The following is a 20216-nucleotide window of genomic DNA, read 5'->3' as shown; positions in this document are numbered from 1 at the left end:
CCGGGTCCGCGCCTGCACCAAGCCGGGCCTTGCGCCCGGCTTTTTCACGTCTGGAGACGCGAATGAACGACGATCAACTGCTGCGCTACTCGCGCCACATCCTTCTCGACGAAATCGGCATCGAGGGCCAGGAGCGCATCCTGGCCGCGCATGTGCTCATCATCGGCGCAGGCGGCCTGGGCGCGCCCGCCGCGCTGTACCTGGGCTCGGCCGGCATAGGCCGCATCACCCTGGTGGACGACGATGCGGTGGACATGACCAACCTGCAGCGCCAGATCGCGCACACCACGGACCGCGTGGGCCAGCCCAAGGTGGAATCCATACGCACGGCCGTGCACGCCATCAACCCCGGCATCCGCATCGACTGCCGCCAGCAGCGCGCCGACGACGCGCTGCTCGACGAGCTCGTGCCGCAGGCCAGCCTGGTGCTGGACTGCACGGACAACTACCGCACGCGCCACATGATCAACGCGGCCTGTGTGCGGCACAAGGTGCCCCTGGTGGCGGGGGCGGCCATCCGGCTGGACGGCCAGCTCATGGTCATGGACCCGCGCGACGAGAACTGCGCCTGCTATGCCTGCGTGTTTCCGCCCGACGCGCAGTTCGAGGAAGTGCAGTGCTCGACCATGGGCGTCTTCGCGCCCGTGGTGGGCGTCATGGGCACGCTGCAGGCGGCGGAAGCCCTCAAGCTGATCGCGGGATTTGGCACGCCTGCAACAAACCGCCTGACCATGTTCGACAGCCGCAGCCTGGATTGGAGTAGCATGCAAACCACTCGTGTACCGGAATGTCCCGTTTGCGGTAACAAGGCGTAGGAATCGGCTGACCCCCACGCCGATCCCTCACTGGCACAATCGCCCGCTGTCGCGCAGGACAATGGAGGCCGGGCTCCACCGGACTCCGATTGCCATCCGCGTCCCTATTGGATACAGCCGTGAAATTGCGCACCTATCTTGTTGAAGACAACCCTACGATCCGCGAGAACCTGATCGCCACGCTCGAAGAACTGGCCGATGTCGAGGCCGTGGGCATCGCGGAGACGGAGAGCGCGGGGACGGACTGGCTTCAGCAGAACCCCGACGCATGGGATCTCGCCATCGTCGACCTGTTCCTGCGGCAGGGCAGCGGCTTGGGTGTGCTTACTGCCTGCCGCGAGCGCCAGCCGCACCAGAAGATCGTGGTGCTCAGCAACTATGCCACCCCCGACATCCGCAGCCGCTGCGCCCAGCTCGGCGTGGATGCCGTCTTCGACAAGTCCAATGAAATCGACGCACTCATGGACTATTGCATGAATATCGATGCGGCGTCACTCAAACAACTCAAAACAGCCTGAACCCAAAGCACTGCATTTGATTTTTCACCAAAGAAAAAGGCTGCACGACTTGATAATCGTGCAGCCCGTATTTTCTATTGACTGAAAATCAATCGATCAGCCTGTTCTTCAGTGCGTAATACGTCAGATCGCTGTTGGAAGACAATCCCATTTTCTCCATGAGTCGCGTGCGATAGGTGCTGACCGTCTTTACGCTCAGCGAAAGCGACTTTGCAATATCACCTGCGGTTTCGCCACGCGCGAGCTTGAGGAAGACCTGGAACTCACGCTCGGACAGCTGCTCATGCGCTGGCGCGTCATCCTTGCGGTTGAGCTGCTGGGCCAGCAGGTCGGCCACGGCGGGCGTCAGGTAGCGGCGGCCCAGGGCCACGGTGCGGATCGCTTCGGCAATCTCCTGGGGATCGCATTCCTTGTTCAGGTAGCCGCTGGCGCCCTGGCGGATCAGGTTGATAGCGTAGTGCTCCTCGGGATAGCCGCTCAGGATCAGGATGCCCATGTCCGGCGCCTTGGCGCGCAGCATGGCCAGCGCGTCGATACCGCTTTGGCCAGGCATGGACAGGTCCATCAACAGCACGTCGATCTCGTGGGCACGCACCAGATCGATGGCCTCGCGGCCATTGGCGGCCTCACCGACTACACGCAGGTCCACGTGTTCCGAGAGAAACTGACGCAGGCCCGAGCGCACAATTGCATGGTCGTCCACAATGCCAATTCTGATCATGAATACCTCTTTTTCGGGGGACCAGCGGGATCGCTGGTCGTGCAAACAATATATGGTAACGGCCGGCGCAGGAACTGCCCCGGCAGCCGATAACACGAATTATGCAGAATATCGGCGAAGATCTTGTAGGTGAGAGGATGCTTATGCGTTGGATAAATTTCCGAAGAATTGCGATCAGCCTGGCATTCGCCATCGTCGCGGCCGTGCTGCTGGTGAGCATTAACGAGGCCAGCTACAAGCGCTCCACCAAGGCGCTGGAGGCCATGACCCAGACCCAGAACACCCGCTCGGAGATCAGCCAGCTGCTGCGGCTGATGCTGGATGCGGAGACCGGCCTGCGCGGCTACCTCCTCACGGGCGAGGAGCGCTACCTGGAGCCCTACAGCAAGGCGATTACGGCCATCAACTACAACATGGACGAGCTGCGCCAGATCTTCATCTACGACCCGCAGGAGCTGGCGATCTTCACCCCCCTGGCGCGCCAGGTCGAACGCAAGATGAGCGAGATGGAACTCAGCCTGCGCCTGTACCGCCAGGGCAACGAGGAGGCCTGGCGCTTCGTCATGTTCACCGACGTGGGCATGGAGAACATGGACGCCATCCGCGACTACACGGGCAAGCTGCTGTCAGGCATAGACCAGCGCTCGGCCAAGAACCTGCAGGACATCGAGCACACGCTGTCGCTATCACGCATAGGCATCGCCACGGTCACGGCCCTGGGCGTGCTGGGCTTCTTCATGTACCTGCGCCAGGCCCACGCGCTGCAGCAGGCCCACCAGCGCGAGCAGGAAATCCAGCGCGACGAGCGCAACCGCCTCGAAGCCCTGGTGCGCGAGCGCACGGCCACGCTGACGGAGCTGGCCAACCACTTGCAGCAGGTGCGCGAGGACGAGCGCGGACACCTGGCGCGCGAACTGCACGACGAGCTGGGCTCGCTGCTGACGGCCGCCAAGCTCGACGTGGCGCGCCTCAAATCCAAGATCGACCTCAGCGCGCCGGACGTGGGCGAACGCGTCAGCCATCTGGTGGAGACGCTCAACAGCGGCATCGCCCTCAAGCGCCGCATCATCGAGGACCTGCGCCCCTCCTCCCTGTCCAACCTGGGCCTGACGACGGCGCTGGAAATCCTGGCGCGCGAGTTCGGCGAGCGCAGCGGCATCGAAGTCACGGCCAACCTGGAGCAGGTGGAGCTGCCGGAATCCACCCAGCTCACGGTCTACCGCATCGTCCAGGAGTCGCTGACCAACATCGGCAAATATGCCAAGGCCAGCCATGTCCTGGTCTCCGTGCACAACTATCCGACCTATGTGACGGTGCAGATCCAGGACGACGGCGAAGGCTTCGAGACCTCGGCCATGCGCCCCAACTCCCACGGGCTGGCCGGCATGCGCCACCGCGTGGAGGCCGCAGGCGGCCGCCTGACCGTCTCGTCCGAACTGGGCAAGGGCACGGCGATCTCCGCCGTCATCCCGCTGGCGCCCATTTCCACGGACAAAAGCGCCGGTACGGTCGCCACCGCCTGAAGCGGCAGCATCCGCCGTGCAAAAGCCCCTGCGCGCCCATGCGCCAGGGGCTTTTTTCATCGCCGGGCCGCCCCAAGATGAAAAGCAGCCCCCTCGGGGGGCAGCGGACCTTGCGCAGCAAGGGTAGCGTGGGGGCCATTTTCCATGCGCGCCCCCGAATGGCTGCAGCCAGCGGCGGCTGCAAGCCCTGTGCAGCCGGAGCATTCCTACACCACCCCCCCGCCTAACCCTGACGCCATGCCACGCCGGCCACCGTCAGATACACCTTTGGCGGCTCAGTACAGTCGAACCCATGCAAACAGCACTTGGCCCATCCGCCCCGTGCCGTTTCTTGGAAACGAACAACCCAAGGAGTTTTACATGCTGCACTACGCCATCGTGTTCTTCGTCATCGCCCTGGTAGCTGCCATATTCGGTTTTGGTGGTATTGCGGCAGGTGCTGTAGGCATCGCCAAGATCCTGTTCTATATTTTCGTGATCATGGCTGTCGTCACCTTTGTGATGAGCCTGATCAAGAAGTAGCGGCGGCGCCGCCTTCAACCCCCTGCCAGCCCAAGCCCGCTTCCCGCGGGCAGCCAGCCCGGCAGCCCGACCGCCTTTCGCATTCATGCCAGTTTTGAGGAGATAGAACCAATGAGCCAAGCCGAGAAAGCCGTGAACAAAGCCGCCGATACCGCCAAGGACGTTGCCCAGGATGTCGCGGATGCCGCCAAGGAAGCCGTCAACACGACACGCCGCACTGCAGCGAATGCGCTGGACAAGGCCGAGGAAGGCGTGAAGTCCGTCGAGCGTGAACTGAACCCCGTCATCGATGACCTCGCAGCCCGTGCCCAGGAACTGGCCACGCGCGGCATCAACTTCTGCGCCGACAGCTCCGACCGCGCCCGCCGCCAGCTGCAATCGGCTACCGAGGCCACCACGCGCTACGTCATCGAGCAGCCTGGCCGCTCCATCCTGCTGGCCGCGGCCACGGGCGCAGCCCTGGCCACCGCGTTCTTCATGAGCTCACGCTCGCGCAAGTGAGCGGTCGCAAAGCTCCCAGAGTCTCCCGAGTACCGTTAGTCCAGTTACCCCAGTTTTCTTACTCAAGAAAGAATTGATCATGCAAAAGTACACCCGTGCCATCGCTTTCGCTCTCGTCGCCGGCGCCACCGTGCTCGGCACCACCGCCTGCTCCGTCGCCCGCGACCAGCAGACCGTGGGCTCGTATGTGGATGACGCCGGCATCACCACTGCGGTGAAGGCCAAGATGGCAGAAGACAAGAGCGTCTCGGCCACTTCCATCAGCGTCGAGACCCTGAACGGCACGGTGCAACTGTCGGGCTTTGCAAAGTCTGAATCGGAAAAGGCCCGCGCCGCCGAGATCGCCCGCACCACCAAGAACGTGCGTGAAGTGCGCAACAGCATCGTGGTTCGTCCCTGATGCAGGCCCCTGCGGGGGCTGATCCAAGTACAAGGCCGGAGACTTCCGGCCTTTTTTCATCCAGGGCCCCAACTGCCGCACGGTCCGCCGCAAGGATTGCCGGCCATTGCAGCCGACGGCAGGTACGACCCCTTTCCACCGTGCGCCGAACATACGGCGTAAAGTGACCGACATGCGAGTCTTCAACTGCGATGCCTGTGGCCACCCGGTCTTCTTCGACAGCGTTCAATGCGTGCACTGCGGCGCCACCTTGGCCTTCCTGCCCGAGCAATTGCATGTGGCCTGCCTGCGCCCGGTTTCCGGCACGCGGGACAGCGTGCTGTGGGAGAGCCTGTCCTCGCTGACGAGCGGCAAGCCGCCAGGCCGGCTCTACAAGATGTGCAGCCACCGGGGTCCCGTGGGACAGTGCAACTTCGCCCTGCCCGCAGACGATCCCCATGCGCTGTGCGAGTCCTGCCGCCAGACACGCTGGCTGCCCGATCTGTCAGACCCGTCCAATGCGCTGCGCTGGACCCGGATCGAGGCCGCCAAGCGCCAGCTGTTCTACACGCTGGCCCGCCTGGGCCTGGGTCCCCGGCCTGGAGAGGATGGGCCGCGCTTCGAGCTGCTGGCCGACCTGCCGGGGCAGGCGCCCGTGATGACCGGCCATGCCAACGGCACCATCACGCTGAACGTGGTGGAGGCCGACGATGCCGAGCGTGCCCGGCGCCGCCAGGCCCTGCACGAGCCCTACCGGACGCTGGTGGGCCATCTGCGCCATGAATCCGGCCACTTCTTCTGGGACAGGCTGGTGGTGGGCGCGGGCCGTATCGAGGAATTCCGCCGCCTGTTCGGCGACGAGCGCCAGGACTATGGCCAGGCCCTGCAGAACTACTATGCGCGCAACCCGATGGATGAGCAGTGGCGCGACAACTTCGTCAGCGCCTATGCCACCTCCCATCCGTGGGAAGACTGGGCCGAAAGCTGGGCCCATTACCTGCACATGGTGGATCTGCTGGAGACTGCGGCCAGCTATGGCACCTGCATCACCATGCCTGGAGGCTCAGGGACAAGTACAGGCTCGGTCACGCAGCCCGCGCTGTGCGTGCAGGACCCTTTCGCGGTCCATGCAAGGCCGGACTTCGGCACCATGCTGGACCAGTGGGTGCCTCTGACGCTGCTGACCAACAGCCTCAACCGCAGCCTGGGCCATGGCGATGCCTATCCGTTCGCACTTTCGGCCGGGGCCAGGCGCAAGCTGGAATTCGTGCACGCCGCCGTGAATGCGAGCGCCACGCGGCAGGCTGCCTTCTAAGAAGGAACTGCGAGAGGGCCCGGGCCGCCCTTGCCGGGCCTCAGGACAGCCAGGCGGTCAGGGCATCAGGACGCGGGATCAAGGCCTGCAATCAGGTTGTGCGATCAGCTCGTGCGATCACGACCCACGATTGGCCTGCACCTTCTGCAGAAGGCGGGTACGCACACTGGGAGAGACGAACTTGTCGATCTCGCCATCCAGCGTGGCGATCTCGCGCACGAAGGTGCTGCTGATGAACTGGTAGCGGTCGCTGGGCGTGAGGAAGACGGTCTCCACTTCGGGCATCAGCGTGCGGTTCATGCCGGCGAGCTGGAACTCGTAGTCGAAGTCGGTGACCGCACGCAGGCCGCGCACCATGGCCTTGCCGCCGCGCTCGACCACGAAGTCGCGCAGCAGGCCATGAAAGCTCTCGACCTGGACATGGGGATAGATGGACACGGCCTCGCGCACCATCTGCATGCGCTCCTCAAGATTGAACATGGTCTTCTTGTGGTGGCCCGCCGCCACGGCGACGATGACGTGGCTGAACAGCTGGGTCGCGCGGCGCACCACGTCTTCATGACCCAGCGTGATCGGATCGAAAGTTCCGGGATAGACGGCAATCACGTCGTGGCTCATGGCGGTCGCTTTCATTGGCTGCGCGTGCCCTGTCCGGCACGGATGGCGCATTATGCATTGCGCTGCAGCATGGCCGGTCGGCTGTGCGACAGCCGCGCTCCTGCCAGGGAACGCGGCCGCGGCAGCGCCCTTTACTCGTCCTGCGGTGCCTTGCGCAGCAGGTGGGCGTGGACGGCGCCCGCCTTCAGATGGCGGAACAGCTGCAGGCCACCGGCCTCGGCCAGTTGCTCCTCGGTCCAGGCCTGGGGCGCCTCCAGATAGACATAGCCCGTGGCGGACACCGCCTGCGCGGCGGCCTTCAGCGCAGGCTCGAACAGATCGGCATGGTCGAACGGCGGATCGATCAGCACCAGGTCCAGCGTGCCCGGCGCCACCTGGCGCAGGCAGCCGATGCCATCGCCGCGCAGCACGCGCACGGACTGGGCGTCCAGGCGCTCTCGCAGGCGCTGCAACTGCTGGACCAGGGTGGCGTCCTGCTCGTTCATCAGCACATTGGTCGCGCCGCGCGATGCGGCCTCGAAGCCCAGCGCGCCCGTGCCCGCGAAGGCATCCAGGCAGTGCCAGCCCGTCAGGTCCTGGCCCAGCCAGTTGAACAGGGTCTCGCGCACGCGATCCGGCGTGGGCCGCAGGCCCGGGTGCTGCGCCACGGGCAGCCGCGTGCGGCGCCATTGGCCGCCGATGATGCGGACCTCGCCCGCGCCCACCGGCGCCGGCCGTCCGGCTTTCGCCTTGGCGGCAGCAGGCGCTGCGGCAGCTGCCTTGGGTGCTGCGGCCTCGGCCGTGGCCTTTTCCAGCCAGCGCTTGCCGGCAGGGGTGTGAATTTTGATGCTGTTGCGGCTCATTGTTTGCCTCCCACGACGACGGTCACCATGCGCTCGGGCTGCAGCATGCGCTGCATGGCCTCGCGCACATCACGCACGGTGAGCGCCTGCACGCGCTCGGTCCAGTGCTCCAGGTAGTCCAGCGGCAAGCCGTTCCAGGCGATGTTGGACACATTGCCCAGCAGCTTGCGGTTGCTGTCGATGCGCAGCGCAAAGCCGCCGATCAGGTTGTCCTTGGCGGCCTTGAGCTCCTTCTCGGTCGGGCCTTCGGCCACGAAGCGGCGCAGCGTGTCCTGCGACACCTTCAGGGCCTCGGCTGCCTGGTCGGGGCGCGTCTGCAGGGCGATCGTGAAGGCGCCTGCGTCCAGACCCGGCGAGAAATCGCTGTAGACGCTGTAGCTCAGGCCGCGCTTTTCGCGCACTTCCTCGGTCAGCCGCGAGGTGAAGCCGCCGCCACCCAGGATGTGGTTGCCCACCAGCACGGCCATGAAGTCCGGGCTGTTGCGTGCAATGCCGGGCTGGGCGATCAGCACCTGCGCCTGGGCCGAGGCGAAGGGGATGTTCTCGTTGACCGGCGCCTTGAGCGCCTGCACCTTGGGCACGTCGGGCAGGGGCGCGCAGGCACTGGCGTCCTGGCCCTGCGCCGCCTGCAGCGGAGCCAGCAGTTGCTGCACCAGCTGGTCGGCCTGCTCGCGGCTGACCGCACCGACGATGCTGACCTTGGCGCGGCAGGCCGCGATCAGGCGGCGGTGGAAGGACTGCATGTCGGACAGGTCGATGTGCGCGAGGCTCTCGCCCGTGGCGCGCGCGCCGTAGGGATGGGTGCCGAACACGCCCTGGCTCAGGGCCTTGCCGGCCACCGTGCCGGGGCGCGTGTCCGATTCCTTGATGGCCGCAGTCCAGCGCTCGCGCTCGCGCAGCCACACGTCCTGCGGCCAGCTGGGGGTGGCGATCTGGCGCGCCGCCAGCGCCACGGCGCGCTGCAGCAGCGCAGGCTCGGTCAGGGAGCGCAGCCCGTAGCTGAAGCTGTCGCGGCCCGCCTGCGCGCCAAAGCTGGCACCCAGATCGGCCCAGGCCTGGCCCAGGCCGTTCTCGTCCAGCGCAGGCGCATCGCCCTGGGCGGTCACGCCCTTGGAGGCCATCAGCGCCACGGCGCTGGCCAGGCCGACCTGGCTGGCGGGATCGCGCCGGCTGCCGGCATCGAAGTCCATCTGCACATCGACCATGGGAATGCCCGGGCTGTCCACCAGCCAGACCTGAGCCCCGCTGGGCTGGGTCCAGTGCTGGATGGGCAGCAGGGCCCATGCGGACGTGGCACCAAAGCCCAGGCCCACGCCTGCCAGCACCGTGCTGGCCACCATTTTTTTCATGTTCTTCATCTTCACTCCAGCGTGCTTCGGGGGCATCAATGCAGGGGTCCGCCGATGGCGGCACCCGCATCGGGGCGACGGGGCTTGCCGCCTTCGGGCAGGGGTTGCGGCACCAGGGTGCCCACCGTGAGCTGGTCATCGCCAAAGTACTTGGCAGCCACACGCTTGACGTCATCGGGCGTGATGGTGCGCAGCTGGGTCAGCAGCTGGTCTTCCGCATCCAGCGGCATGCCCTGTATCCAGTAATTGCCCAGGCTCTGGGCCTGGCCCATGACCGAATCGCGCTCGTAGACATTGGAGGCCATCCACTGTGTCTTCACGCGCTCCAGCTCGGCGGGCTCCACACCATCCTTGGCGACCTTGGCCACTTCGGCGCGCAACGCCGCCTCGACCTCGGCGGCAGTCTTGCCCGTGGCGGGCACGCCCGTCAGCATGAACAGGCCGGGGCCACGGCCCATGAGGGACATGGAGCTGCCCGCGCCGTCGGCCACGCGGCCTTCGCCCTGCACCAGGGCGCGCTCCAGGCGGGCGCCGTCATAGCCGTCCAGCACGGCCGACAGAACCAGCAGCGCCAGCGCATCCCGGTCGTCGGCCTGCAGGTCGCTGACGCGCGTCAGCGAGGGCGCGCGGAAGGCCAGGGCCACCAGGGCCTGCTCGGCGGGCTGCTTGACCTCGATGCGGCGGATGCCGATCTGCGCGGGCTCGGTGCGCGGCTTGCGCACCGGCAGGGCGCGTGCGGGAATGCTGCCGTAGTACTTCTCGGCCCAGGCGCGGACCTTGGCCACGTCCACATCGCCGGCAATGACGATGGTGGCATTGCCGGGCACATACCAGCGGCCATGGAAGTCGCGCACGTCGCCGGGCGTCAGCGCGTCCAGGTCGCTCATCCAGCCGATCACGGGGCGGTGGTAGGGCGAGGCCACGAAGGTCGCCGCCATCAACTGCTCCATGAGCACGGCGCGCGGCTGGTCCTCGGTGCGCATGCGGCGCTCTTCCTTGATGACCTCGATCTCCTTCTTGAACTCGCTGTCGGGCCAGTGGTTGTTGGCGAAGCGGTCGGATTCGAGCTTCATCACGTCTTCCAGGCGGCTGGACGGAATCTGCTGGTAGTAGCCCGTGTAGTCGCGGCTGGTGAAGGCGTTTTCCTGGCCGCCCAGCGCTGCCACGCGGCGCGAGAACTCGCCGGGAGCCACCTTGCGCGAGCCCTTGAACATCATGTGTTCGAGCGCGTGGGCCACGCCCGAGGTGCCATCGACCTCGTCCACGGAGCCCACGCGCACCCAGACCATGTGCACGGCCGTAGGCGCGCGCCGGTCGGGCTGCACGATGAGCTGCATGCCGTTCTTCAAGGTGAATTGCTGTGCCGAAGTGGCGGTGCGCGTGCCGCCGGCGGCCTGGCTGGCCACCGTCTGCAGCAGCGATGAAGGGATGGAAGAGGATGCATCCGGGGCTGCCAAAGCAGCCCCGGTGCCCATGCAGGCCATTAAGCCCAGGAGGGTGAGTGCATGTTTCATAGAATGCTGTGATTCTAAGAACCTGCCGATGTTCAGTTTTTTCAAGAAAAAGCCCACCCCCTCCGCCGCCGAGATTTCCCCGGCGGACAGCAGCGCCGCGCCTGAAAAGGCCGGCATTCCCGCAACCCCACCGCAGGACAGCCCCCCCGCCCTGCCACCGGCCGCGCCAGCAGCGCCGGCCGCCGACACCGGCAGTGCCTGGTGGCGCAAGCCCTTTGGCGGCGGCAAGGGCGATGCCGCGCCCCCCGAGACCCCGCCTGCCCCAGCTGCTGCACCCGCGTCCACCATCGCGCCTGCGGACTTCATTGCCGCGCCCGAGCCCACGGCCAAGCCCGAGGCCGAAGGTGCCAGCCGCCAGAACTGGATGCAGCGCCTCAAGACCGGCCTGCGCAAGACCGGCAGCAGCATTGCCACGGTCTTCACGGGCACGCAGATCAACGATGCGCTGTACGAGGAACTGGAAGACGCCCTGCTGATGGCCGACACCGGCGTCAAGGCCACCGAGCACCTGCTCGCCGACCTGCGCCGCCGCGTCAAGGAGGCCAAGGCCACCGACCCCGCCGCCGTCAAGGCGCTGCTGGCCGATGCCCTGGCCGACCTGCTGCGCCCGCTGGAAAAGCCGCTGGTCATCGGCGAGCACCAGCCCACCGTGATCATGGTGGCGGGCGTCAACGGCGCGGGCAAGACCACCTCCATCGGCAAGCTCACCCGCCACCTGGCCGACGAAGGCCAGAGCGTGCTGCTGGCCGCCGCCGACACCTTCCGCGCCGCCGCGCGCGAGCAGCTTGGCGTCTGGGCCAATCGCAACACGGTGGAGATCGTCAGCCAGGAAGGGGGCGATCCTGCGGCCGTGAGCTTTGACGCCGTCACCGCCGGCCGCGCGCGCAAGAAGGATGTGGTGCTGGTGGACACGGCAGGCCGCCTGCCCACCCAGCTGCACCTGATGGAAGAGCTGCGCAAGATCCGCCGCGTGGTCAGCAAGGCCGACGCCACGGCACCGCACGAGGTGCTGCTGGTCATCGACGGCAACACCGGCCAGAACGCGCTGGCCCAGGTGCGCGCCTTTGACGATGCACTGCAGCTCACGGGCCTGATCGTCACCAAGCTCGACGGCACGGCCAAGGGCGGCGTGCTGGCTGCCATTGCCCAGGAACGGCCGATCCCCGTGTACTTCATCGGCGTGGGTGAAAAGGTCGAGGACCTGGAGACCTTCAACGCCAGGGAATTTGCGCAGGCGCTGCTGTCCTGAGGCCACCCGGCACACCACCACCCAAAGGAGCGCGCTGCGCTCCTTTTTTCATGGGCATGCGAGCGCAGCGAAGGCCCAGGCGTGCAGGCAAGGGTTTTCCCTTGATTCGAATCAAGCCGCAGGTTTTATGCTTTGCATTGATTTACAAGAAGAACGTTGTTTTATACAAGAAACAATCGATAGCCCTCAGGCATTTCTTTTGCTTGTACCTGCCTTGCCTTGTTCCCCGGAGTTCCCCATGAAAGCCCCCACCTTGCTCGGCGCTGCCGCCCTGCTGGCAGCAGCCGCATGCCAGAGCGCCCTGGCCCAGGATGCCGCTGCGCAGCAGCAACTGGCCGCCAAGCCTTTCACCATCGTCGCGCCCTTTCCGCCCGGCGGCCCGGTCGATGCGCTGGCCCGCCTGCTGTCCACGGGATTGGCCGAGCGCTACAAGCAGACCTCGGTGGTGGAGAACAAGCCCGGGGCCAACGGCAATATCGGCATCGACATGGTCAAGCGTGCCGCGCCGGACGGCCATACGCTGTTGGTCGTGCCCCAGGGCAACCTGACCATCAATCCCACGCTGCTGGCCAGGCCCGGCTACAGCGTGGAGGCGGACTTCGCGCCCGTGGCCTCGCTGGCCAAGGCGGCCAATGTGATCGCCGTGCACCCTGGCGTGCCCGCCAAAACGGTGCAGGAGCTGGTGGCCCTGTCCAAGGCCAGGCCGGCCACCATCAGCTATGCCTCGCCCGGCGTGGGCTCCAGCCTGCATCTGGCCGGTGAGCTGTTCAAGCAGCAGACCGGCGCCGACATCCTGCACGTGGCCTACAAGGGCACGGCGCCCGGCCTCAACGATGTGCTGGGCGGCACGGTGCCGATGATCGTGGGCAATGTGCCCGCGCTGCTGCCGCATGTGCAGTCGGGCAAGCTGCGCGCGCTGGCCGTGACCGACCCGGCGCGCAGCAAGTACCTGCCTGATGTGCCCACGCTGGCCCAGGCGGGCGTGCCGGGCATTGCCATCTCGTCCTGGTACGGCGTGATGGCGCCCAGGAAGACGCCGCCGGCCGTGCTCAAGCAGCTGGAGAAGGATATTCAGGAGATCTTCAACACGCCGGCCGTGGTCAGGCAGCTGGACCTGCAGGGGATCGAGCCCTGGGTGGTCACGGGCAGCGCCTTCGGCGAGCTGATCCGCAAGGAGACAGCGACCTGGGTGCCCGTGATCAAGGCCGCCAACGTCACGCCGCAGTGATGCGGGGCGCGGCGGCCATTTCTGCAGTGTCCGCCACGTCCCGGGTCGAGACCTGGGAGCGCAGCCACTGCGCATAGTCGGCCATGCAGCGCTCGGTGCGCATGGTGATCTGCGGCACGCTGTAGCTGTGCCCGGCGCGCAGCAGCCGGGCCAGGCGCTCCAGCACGTCGGGCAGGGTCTTGCAGACCAGACGCCACTCGGGCGTGGCGTGCATCTCGCCCTCCCACACGTAGTGCGAGGTGATGGGCTCCACCTGCACGCAGGCCGCGGCCTGCTGCTGCACCAGGCTGCGCGCCAGATGGGCAGCCTCCTCGGCGCTGGGGACGGTGGTGGCCACCACGCACAGCGTGGACCAGGTCGAGGCGGGGTTCTTGGCGGAAGTCATGGAGGCGTAGTCTACGGTTGCGCGCTGCAGGCCGGTACTGGCCCTTGCGGCGTCAGGCCATCAGCCCCTTTTGCCGCGCCTGCAGCCGCGCCAGGCCCAGCAGCGCATCGGTGAACGGGGTGTCCACGCCGCACAGCTGGCCCATTTCGCGCACCGCGCCCACCAGGGCGTCGAGTTCCACGGGCTTGCCCGCTTCCACGTCCTGCAGCATGGAGGTCTTGAAGGCGCCCAGCTTGAGCGTGACCGCATGGCGGTCTTCGGGCGATTCGTTGATGGGCAGGCCGATGCGCGCGCCGATCTCCTTGGCCTCCAGCATCACGCGCGTGATCAGGCCGCGCACCAGGTCGTCGCCCAGGATGCGGTCCGAGGTGGCGCCCGTCAGCGCGCTGACGGGGTTGACGGTCATGTTGCCCCAGAGCTTGTACCAGGCGTCGCGCTGGATGTTGTCGGAGACCTTGGCCTCGATGCCGCCACGCTGCAGCAGTTGGGCCAGTGCCGCCAGGCGTGGCGTGGGCGGCTGGCAGGGTCCTGTGGCCAGGGGCTCGCCCAGGATCAGGCTGTTGCCGAAGTGGCGGCGCACCACGCCGGGCGCATCGTTGGAGCAGCTGGCATGGACCACCGAGCCCAGCACCTGGCCCAGCGGGATGGCTTGCGCAATGCGGCCTTCAGGGTCCACGGCTTTCAGCTGCCTGCCCCGCACGCTGGCATCGACACCGCCTTGCAGGAACCACCAGGGCACGCCGTTCATGGCCGTGAGCACCACGGTCTGCGGGCCGATCAGCGGTGCGATGTGCTCGGCCACATCGGGCATGCCCGGCGCCTTGACGGAGATGATGACCAGGTCCTGCACGCCCAGGGCGGCCGGGTCCTGTTCGGCACGCAGCGCGAAGTGCTCGCGCTGCTCGCCGTGCACGAGGGTCAGGCCCTGGGTGCGCAGGGCCTGCAGCGCGGCGCCGCGCGCCACGGCGCTGAGCTGGCAGCCGGCGCGGGCCAGGGCCGCGCCCATCCAGCCGCCGATGGCACCGGCGCCGAAGATGCAGGCCTTGTCGAATGAAATGCTTGTCTGTTCCATGGTCATGCGCGGGAAGCTCCGGGTTCAAAGATCGAGATAGCTGTTGTCGCGCCGGTTCACGCGGCGCACCAGATGGTCGAACACATCGCGGGCACCGCCGTGGCTGGCGTTGAAGGTCAGCGAGTCCTCGTTGCAGCGCTGGGCCATGGCGTCGGAGACCATGCGCGGCGCGCCCATGGACAGGGTGGCCATCTGCACGTCGCAGGCGCGCTGCAGCGTCCACAGCACCACGAAGGCCTGGGGCAGGTCGCTGCCCCAGCTGAGCAGGCCATGGTTGCGCAGGATCACGGCCTTGCGGCGGCCGATGCTGGCCAGCAGGCGCGGCCCTTCGTCGGCATGGATGGTGATGCCCTCGAAGTCATGGTAGGCCACCATGCCGTGCAGCTGGGCGCTGTAGAAGTTGCTTTGCGACAGGCCCTGCTCCAGGCAGGCCACGCCCATGCCCGAGGTGGTGTGCGTGTGCATCACGCAGTGCGCGCCCGGCAGTCCGTCGTGGATGGCCGCATGCACCACGAAGCCGGCCGGATTCACCGGATGCCGCGAGCCGTCCAGCACCTCGCCGCGCACGTTGATGCGCACCAGGTTGCTGGCCGTGACCTCTTCGTAGTGCAGGCCGAAGGGGTTGATCAGGAACTGCTTTTCACCGCCCGTCACGCTGTCGGGCAGGCGCACCGTGATGTGGTTGTAGATCAGTTCGTCCCAGCCCAGCATGGCGAAGACGCGGTAGCAGGCGGCCAGTTCGATGCGGGCGGCCCGCTCATCAGGGTGCATGGAGCAATTCATGGTGTGGCTCGTGGGGTGGATTCTGAGGTGGGTCTTGAGATGGGTTGTGCAGTGGCTTGTGGGGAAATCAGGCATCCAGCCCCTGGTCCAGCCCCTGGTCCAGCCCCTGGTCCAGCGCTTGGGAGGCACGGCCCAGCTTGTCCAGGATGCGGTCCAGCATGGCGCGCTCATCGGCCGTCAGGGCATTGAGCAGGGCCGCCTGGTAGGGGCGTGCGCGGGACAGCACCTCGTCGAAGAGCGCCTGCCCTGCTTCGCTCAGCTGCAGCAGGTGGCGCCGCGCGTGCTGCGGATCGGCGCGGCGCAGCACCCAGCCCCGGTCGATCAGCGGCTGCAGCGCGCGGCTGATCTGGGCCTTGTCCATCAGGCTCAGGCGCGACAGCGCGCTGGCGTGCAGTTCACCATGGCGCTGGATCTGGCCCATGAGCCGCCACTCGGTCAGCCCCACGGGCGATGCTGGCGCGATGTAGTGGCGCGTCACCTGGGTCTGCAGCGCATTGGACAGCGCGCCCAGGCGGAAGGTGATGAAGTCCTCCAGCGCCAGCGTCTGGCTGCAGACCTGCGTGTCCGGTGCAGGGCCGGTGGCGGCATCGGCGGCAGGGATCGTGGATGTGCGTGGGCGGGGCATTGGGCGGAGGAAACCGGGCGGCGACGGCGATTGCGATGGCCGCATGATCCACCAATGTTGACATATCAACATTGGTGGCAACCCTGAGAGTCCTGGCGGCCTGCAGGCCGCCCGCGGGCGCAGGGTGAAACCCATGCGCCCGCGCCGCGCTCAGCGCTTGAGCAGTTCGTTGGAAGGCAGGGTCTCGTCCAGCAGCTTGCGGGCCGTCTCCACGCCCGCCACGGGCAGCAGCGCCGGGTCCAGCAGGCCCACCTGCACCAGCACGCTGGCCTGGTCCCAGTAGATGTGCTCGTGGTAGAGCTTGTCGCCCCGGAACTTGACCACGGCCAGCAGCGGGATCTCCACGCGCCGCCCCGTGGGCCGCACGCCGGGCAGCATCCACGGAATCTCGGTGGTGTGCGTGAAGCAGAACAGCATCTCGTCCACCACCTGCGAGGCCCCCACGGTGCGTGAAATCGGGGTAAGCGACGTATCGGGCGGATTGCTGTTGACGAAGTGGTTCGTGTAGAAGGCGTGCAGGTTGCTGAAGCCCACGCCGCCGGTCATGGTGGGAATGTGGTTCACATAGGGCTCGGCCACCATGGTGGCCATGGTGTCGTCCACGTTGCGCGTGGCGAACTCGTACTCGCAGTGCTTGTCCCACAGCGCGGCCAGGTCGAAGTGCGGGCCGATGGCGGACTTGAGCGTGGCAATGCTGCGCTCGTGCGCCATCAGGGCCGAGGCGCGGTGGAAATGGTCGCCGCCCTTGCGCGCGAAGGCATGGTCCACGCCCGGATAGACATGCACGGCCACGCCGGGGCGCCCGCCCAGCGCCTGGACGATGCGCTGGCGCGCCTCGGGCGGGCAGAAGGCGTCGAGCTCGGCCACATGCAGGGTGAGCGGGCAGCGGATGCGCTCGGCCTCGTCCAGCGCCGCCTCGATGCCCACGCCGTAGTAGCCGACCACCGCATCGGCATCGGTGCGGCAGGCGGCCAGGTAGGCCAGCTTGCCGCCCAGGCAAAAGCCCAGCACGCCGGCCTTGCCGTCCGTGACCTCGGGGCGCTGGCGCAGGGCGTTCAGGCAGGCCTGTATGTCCTGCACGCCCAGGGCCTCGTCGAATCCCTTGTAGAAGCCGAAGGCGCGCTCCCAGTCCGCCGGCGTGTAGCCCAGCTCCACATCGGGCTGCTGGCGCCAGAACAGGTCGGGCACCAGCACCACGTAACCTTCTTCGGCGTAGTAGTCGGCCACCTCGCGCATGGTGGCGTTGACGCCGAAGATCTCCTGCGCCAGCACCAGGCCGGGGCCGCTGCCCGAGGCCGGCACGGCCAGGTAGGCGTTGAAGCTGCCGCTGCCGTCCAGCGCGTTGATGCGCACATGGCGGCTGGCCGGGGATTCTTTCTGCTGCATGGGGGGTGTCTCCGTTTCAAAGGGTGGGGAAAGCTGCGGTGCCGCTTTTTTCATGACCCGTCATACGCATTGGGGGTGCCGCACCGTCACCTGATAGTAGCCCGCGTGAAAGGCCAGGGGCTCGCCGTCGAAGCGTTCGCAGCGCTCGACCTGGCCGATGAAGATGAGGTGGTCGCCGCCATCGTATTGCCGGACGTTGCGGCAGACGAAGCGGGCCAGCACGCCATCGATCAGGGGCACGCCGGCCGGGCCTTCCGCGCAGTCCAGGCCGACGAACTTGTCCTGCTGCGGCGTGGAAAAGCGCCGCGACAGCGGATGCTGGCCCGCAGCCAGCACGTGGATGGCGAAATGGCTGGCGCCCTGGAAATCGCAGACGCTGGGCGCCTGGCGCGCCAGGCTCCACAGCACCAGCGGCGGGTCCAGCGAGACCGAGGAGAACGAGTTGGCCGTCATGCCCACGCGCCGCCCGTCCGGCGCGCGCGTGGTGATGACGGTCACGCCCGTGGTGAACTGGCCGAAGGCCTTGCGCAGCTCGCGCGGATCGAAGGAGCAGGCCGTGGCGGTGGCCGGGGTGTCGCATGTGCTCATGGCGGCCTCTGCGGCTAGGCGGGGACGGCTGCCATGGCGGCGATGGCCGCGCAGCTGTCGATGTAGTGGTCCGCCTCGCCCGCGTCCGCGAACCAGGGGAAGAAGGTGCGCGGGTCATCGAACCCGTTGGCAAAGGCGCTGGCCAGCGGTGCCAGCGTGCCCGCGCTGGCCAGCAGCTTGAGCACATGGGGCGGCGGTGGCGCCAGCAGCATGTTGGTCCACTGCGTGACCCATTGCGCATAGCCGAACCAGTAGCGGTCGAAGGTCTGCTGCATCCAGGCGGCGTCGAATGCGCCATTGCCGTCGCCACTACCGTCACCATTGCCGCGCGCCAGGATGCTGCGCAGATAGGTGTCGGCGCACTTGGCCGCGTTGTTGGAGCCCTGGCCCGTGATGGGGTCGTTGAGCACCACCACGTCGCCCATGCCCAGCACCTTGCGCCCCGACGGCAGCGTGGCCACGGGCTTGCGCACCGTGGGGGCGAAGCGGCCCGCGAGGATGCCGTTGTCATCGGTCAGCGCAATGTCGCGGCAGCGTTCGGCCTCCCAGGGCACGAAGGTGTCGAGGATCCAGCGGCTGCGCTCCAGGTGCTGCTCCGGTGTCTTCACATCGCCCCAGCAGTCCATGGGACCGCCGGGCACGCCCTCGAACACCATGATCTCGCAGGGGCCCGTGGTCGTCAGCGCAGGGAACACGAAATACTCGCCCACGCCCGGCAGCAGGTTGAAGGACACGGCGGAGAACGGCTCGCGCGGCTTCATGCCCGTCACATAGGTCAGCGCCAGCGCGCGCTGGGGCTGGTCGAAGCGCGAGCGGTGGGCATCGCGCTCGAACAGCCTCGATATCTCGCCCTTGCCGCTGGCGACCAGGGTCAGGTCATGGCTGCGCGTGCATTCCTCCAGCTCGGCGATGCCCGCGTCCTTGAGCACCAGCTCGCCGCCCTGGCGGCGGAAGTCGTCCATCCATGCGGGGATCTTCAGGCGCTGGTCCACGGACTGCGCGCCCGCGTTCAGCCGCGCGGCCCAGTCGATGGCCTTGCCGGCCGCTTTCTCGCCGTGTTGCCCAGGGTGCGGCACGCACAGGCCGATGCCCTCGACCACCGGGCATTCGCGCGACCAGTGGTCCAGGCCCAGGCCGCGCTCTATCTGCAGCGCGCTGTCGAACATGCACTGGCTGGACATGACCCGGCCCTGGGCGATGTCCTGCGCCGTGCGGTTGCTCAGTATCGTGACCTGATGGCCCGCGGCCAGCAGGCCCAGGCCCAGTTGCAGGCCCGACTGGCCGGCTCCGACGATGGCGATTTTCTTCATGGATGTCTCCTTGCGGCTCCGTGTCCGTACTGCGTGCTAGTCCATCAATTGGGGGATGGCGGCCACGGCCCGCTCGGGCCCCATGGCGCCGTAGCCGCCGTCCACCGCGTAGTCGGCCCCGGTCACGAAGCTGGCATGGTCCGAGCACAGGAACAGCACCACCTGCGCCACCTCGTGCGGATCGCCCACGCGGCCCAGCAGGTGAAAGGGCGCGGCCACGCGGTCGGTCTTGGCGCGGTCGCCGCCACTGAGCCGGTCCATCACCGCCGACCAAGTCCAGCCCGGGCAGACGCTGTTGACGCGGATGCCATCGGCCGCCAGGTCCATGGCCATGCTGCGCGTGAGCTGCTTCATGGCCGCCTTGCTGGCCGGGTAGAGCCAGCGCCCGGTCTGCGCGGCCTCGGAGGAGATGCTGGTGAAGTTCACCACGGCCCCGCCACCGGCAGCCACCATGTGCGGGTGCACGGCCTGCAGCATGGCCACGGCGCTGGCCACATTCACGTTGAACGAGGCCAGCCAGTCGGCACGCGGCGACTGCAGGCCTTCGTCTACATACGAGCAGGCCAGGTTGACCAGGATGTGCACGCCGCCGTGCCGGCTGCACGCCTGCTGCACGCAGGCGGCGACCTGCGCGTCGTCGGTGATGTCGGTGCGCACGAAAAGCGCGCCCTCGCCCAGCGCATCGGCCAGCACCTGGCCGTTGTCGGCATCGATGTCGGCAATGACCACCTTCACGCCGGCCGCGTGCAGCGCACGCACCACGCCGGCGCCTATCAGGGTGGAGCCGCCGGTGACGATGGCGCTTTTGCCTTCGAGTCCCTTGAACATGACGCTTGTTCTCCCGTGTGGATGCCAGGCCGGGCTGGCCTGTGCAGCACACGTTACGGGGGGCCGGGCCGCGCAGGCATCCGGCAAGCGCAGGCACTGTCCCTGGCGCGCAGAAATTGGCTCCCGGGGAATGGTCCGAATTGTG

Annotated in this window: 22 protein-coding genes; 9 read left to right on the top strand and 13 right to left on the bottom strand. The window is 67.3% G+C overall.

Annotated features, from left to right (window positions below; translation table 11 throughout):
• The first annotated feature begins 62 nt into the window (after positions 1-62).
• Positions 63-815 (top strand): HesA/MoeB/ThiF family protein, encoded by a 753-nt coding sequence (locus tag DACI_RS09015; protein WP_012203738.1) that lies wholly within the window; start codon positions 63-65, stop codon positions 813-815.
• A gap of 119 nt (positions 816-934) precedes the next feature.
• Positions 935-1333 (top strand): response regulator, encoded by a 399-nt coding sequence (locus DACI_RS09010; RefSeq protein WP_043781019.1) that lies wholly within the window; start codon positions 935-937, stop codon positions 1331-1333.
• 88 nt (positions 1334-1421) lie between these two features.
• Here the strand turns inward: DACI_RS09010 and DACI_RS09005 are convergent, their stop codons facing one another.
• Positions 1422-2054: a response regulator gene (locus DACI_RS09005; RefSeq protein ID WP_012203736.1), complete on the bottom strand. Its 633-nt coding sequence runs from the start codon at positions 2052-2054 to the stop codon at positions 1422-1424.
• A 143-nt stretch (positions 2055-2197) separates the two neighbouring features.
• Between DACI_RS09005 and DACI_RS09000 the strand changes: the two genes are divergently transcribed.
• The 5 genes from DACI_RS09000 (at position 2198) to DACI_RS08980 (ending at position 6294) form a co-directional block, all read left to right on the top strand.
• Positions 2198-3577, top strand: a complete 1380-nt coding sequence (locus DACI_RS09000) for a sensor histidine kinase (protein WP_013803929.1) — start codon at positions 2198-2200, stop codon at positions 3575-3577.
• A 360-nt stretch (positions 3578-3937) separates the two neighbouring features.
• Positions 3938-4099 (top strand): DUF1328 domain-containing protein, encoded by a 162-nt coding sequence (locus DACI_RS31095; protein WP_013803930.1) that lies wholly within the window; start codon positions 3938-3940, stop codon positions 4097-4099.
• Between the two features lie 111 nt (positions 4100-4210).
• Positions 4211-4600: a hypothetical protein gene (locus DACI_RS08990; RefSeq protein ID WP_012203733.1), complete on the top strand. Its 390-nt coding sequence runs from the start codon at positions 4211-4213 to the stop codon at positions 4598-4600.
• 79 nt (positions 4601-4679) lie between these two features.
• Positions 4680-5000: a BON domain-containing protein gene (locus DACI_RS08985; protein WP_012203732.1), complete on the top strand. Its 321-nt coding sequence runs from the start codon at positions 4680-4682 to the stop codon at positions 4998-5000.
• A gap of 172 nt (positions 5001-5172) precedes the next feature.
• The gene (locus DACI_RS08980; protein ID WP_012203731.1) at positions 5173-6294 is read left to right on the top strand and encodes a zinc-binding metallopeptidase family protein; all 1122 of its coding nucleotides are present in this window, start codon (positions 5173-5175) and stop codon (positions 6292-6294) included.
• A 117-nt stretch (positions 6295-6411) separates the two neighbouring features.
• On the opposite strand, the gene coaD is transcribed toward DACI_RS08980, so the two are convergent.
• The 4 genes from coaD to DACI_RS08960 all read right to left on the bottom strand — a co-directional run bounded on the left by coaD (position 6412) and on the right by DACI_RS08960 (position 10617).
• The gene (gene coaD, locus DACI_RS08975; RefSeq protein WP_013803934.1) at positions 6412-6912 is read right to left on the bottom strand and encodes a pantetheine-phosphate adenylyltransferase; all 501 of its coding nucleotides are present in this window, start codon (positions 6910-6912) and stop codon (positions 6412-6414) included.
• Positions 6913-7043: 131 nt separating this feature from the next.
• Positions 7044-7754 (bottom strand): 16S rRNA (guanine(966)-N(2))-methyltransferase RsmD, encoded by a 711-nt coding sequence (gene rsmD / locus DACI_RS08970; protein WP_012203729.1) that lies wholly within the window; start codon positions 7752-7754, stop codon positions 7044-7046.
• Positions 7751-9112: a M16 family metallopeptidase gene (locus tag DACI_RS08965; RefSeq protein WP_012203728.1), complete on the bottom strand. Its 1362-nt coding sequence runs from the start codon at positions 9110-9112 to the stop codon at positions 7751-7753. Before DACI_RS08965 ends, rsmD begins: the two co-directional genes overlap by 4 nt.
• Positions 9113-9138: 26 nt before the next feature.
• Positions 9139-10617, bottom strand: a complete 1479-nt coding sequence (locus tag DACI_RS08960; protein WP_012203727.1) for a M16 family metallopeptidase — start codon at positions 10615-10617, stop codon at positions 9139-9141.
• Between the two features lie 28 nt (positions 10618-10645).
• Between DACI_RS08960 and ftsY the strand changes: the two genes are divergently transcribed.
• Together ftsY and DACI_RS08950 are read left to right on the top strand one after the other, a co-directional pair.
• The gene (gene ftsY, locus DACI_RS08955) at positions 10646-11866 is read left to right on the top strand and encodes a signal recognition particle-docking protein FtsY (protein WP_012203726.1); all 1221 of its coding nucleotides are present in this window, start codon (positions 10646-10648) and stop codon (positions 11864-11866) included.
• Between the two features lie 238 nt (positions 11867-12104).
• The gene (locus tag DACI_RS08950) at positions 12105-13094 is read left to right on the top strand and encodes a Bug family tripartite tricarboxylate transporter substrate binding protein (protein WP_012203725.1); all 990 of its coding nucleotides are present in this window, start codon (positions 12105-12107) and stop codon (positions 13092-13094) included.
• On the opposite strand, the gene cutA is transcribed toward DACI_RS08950, so the two are convergent.
• The 8 genes from cutA to DACI_RS08910 form a co-directional block, all read right to left on the bottom strand.
• The gene (gene cutA / locus DACI_RS08945) at positions 13081-13479 is read right to left on the bottom strand and encodes a divalent-cation tolerance protein CutA (protein WP_012203724.1); all 399 of its coding nucleotides are present in this window, start codon (positions 13477-13479) and stop codon (positions 13081-13083) included. The genes DACI_RS08950 and cutA overlap by 14 nt on opposite strands.
• Positions 13480-13531: 52 nt before the next feature.
• Positions 13532-14557, bottom strand: coding sequence for a 2-dehydropantoate 2-reductase (locus DACI_RS08940; RefSeq protein WP_012203723.1), 1026 nt, complete (start codon positions 14555-14557; stop codon positions 13532-13534).
• Positions 14558-14575: 18 nt separating this feature from the next.
• Entirely contained in the window at positions 14576-15409 is an 834-nt protein-coding gene (locus DACI_RS08935) for a class II aldolase/adducin family protein (RefSeq protein ID WP_012203722.1), read from the bottom strand.
• Positions 15402-15959: a MarR family winged helix-turn-helix transcriptional regulator gene (locus tag DACI_RS08930; RefSeq protein WP_043781007.1), complete on the bottom strand. Its 558-nt coding sequence runs from the start codon at positions 15957-15959 to the stop codon at positions 15402-15404. Before DACI_RS08930 ends, DACI_RS08935 begins: the two co-directional genes overlap by 8 nt.
• 150 nt (positions 15960-16109) lie before the next feature.
• A complete protein-coding gene (locus DACI_RS08925) occupies positions 16110-17345 on the bottom strand; it encodes a dienelactone hydrolase family protein (RefSeq protein WP_012203720.1) in 1236 nt (411 codons plus the stop codon).
• Positions 17346-17405: 60 nt separating this feature from the next.
• Entirely contained in the window at positions 17406-17933 is a 528-nt protein-coding gene (locus DACI_RS08920; protein WP_012203719.1) for a flavin reductase family protein, read from the bottom strand.
• A gap of 14 nt (positions 17934-17947) precedes the next feature.
• On the bottom strand, positions 17948-19243 hold the full coding sequence (locus DACI_RS08915) for a styrene monooxygenase/indole monooxygenase family protein (protein ID WP_012203718.1): 1296 nt from the start codon (positions 19241-19243) through the stop codon (positions 17948-17950).
• 36 nt (positions 19244-19279) lie between these two features.
• Positions 19280-20071, bottom strand: a complete 792-nt coding sequence (locus tag DACI_RS08910) for an SDR family oxidoreductase (RefSeq protein ID WP_012203717.1) — start codon at positions 20069-20071, stop codon at positions 19280-19282.
• Positions 20072-20216: the final 145 nt, after the last annotated feature.

It is taken from the genome of Delftia acidovorans SPH-1 (assembly GCF_000018665.1).
In the GTDB taxonomy this organism is placed as follows: domain Bacteria; phylum Pseudomonadota; class Gammaproteobacteria; order Burkholderiales; family Burkholderiaceae_C; genus Comamonas; species Comamonas acidovorans.
Note: the sequence above shows the minus strand (reverse complement) of the source record. Positions and strands in the feature narration are given on the sequence as shown.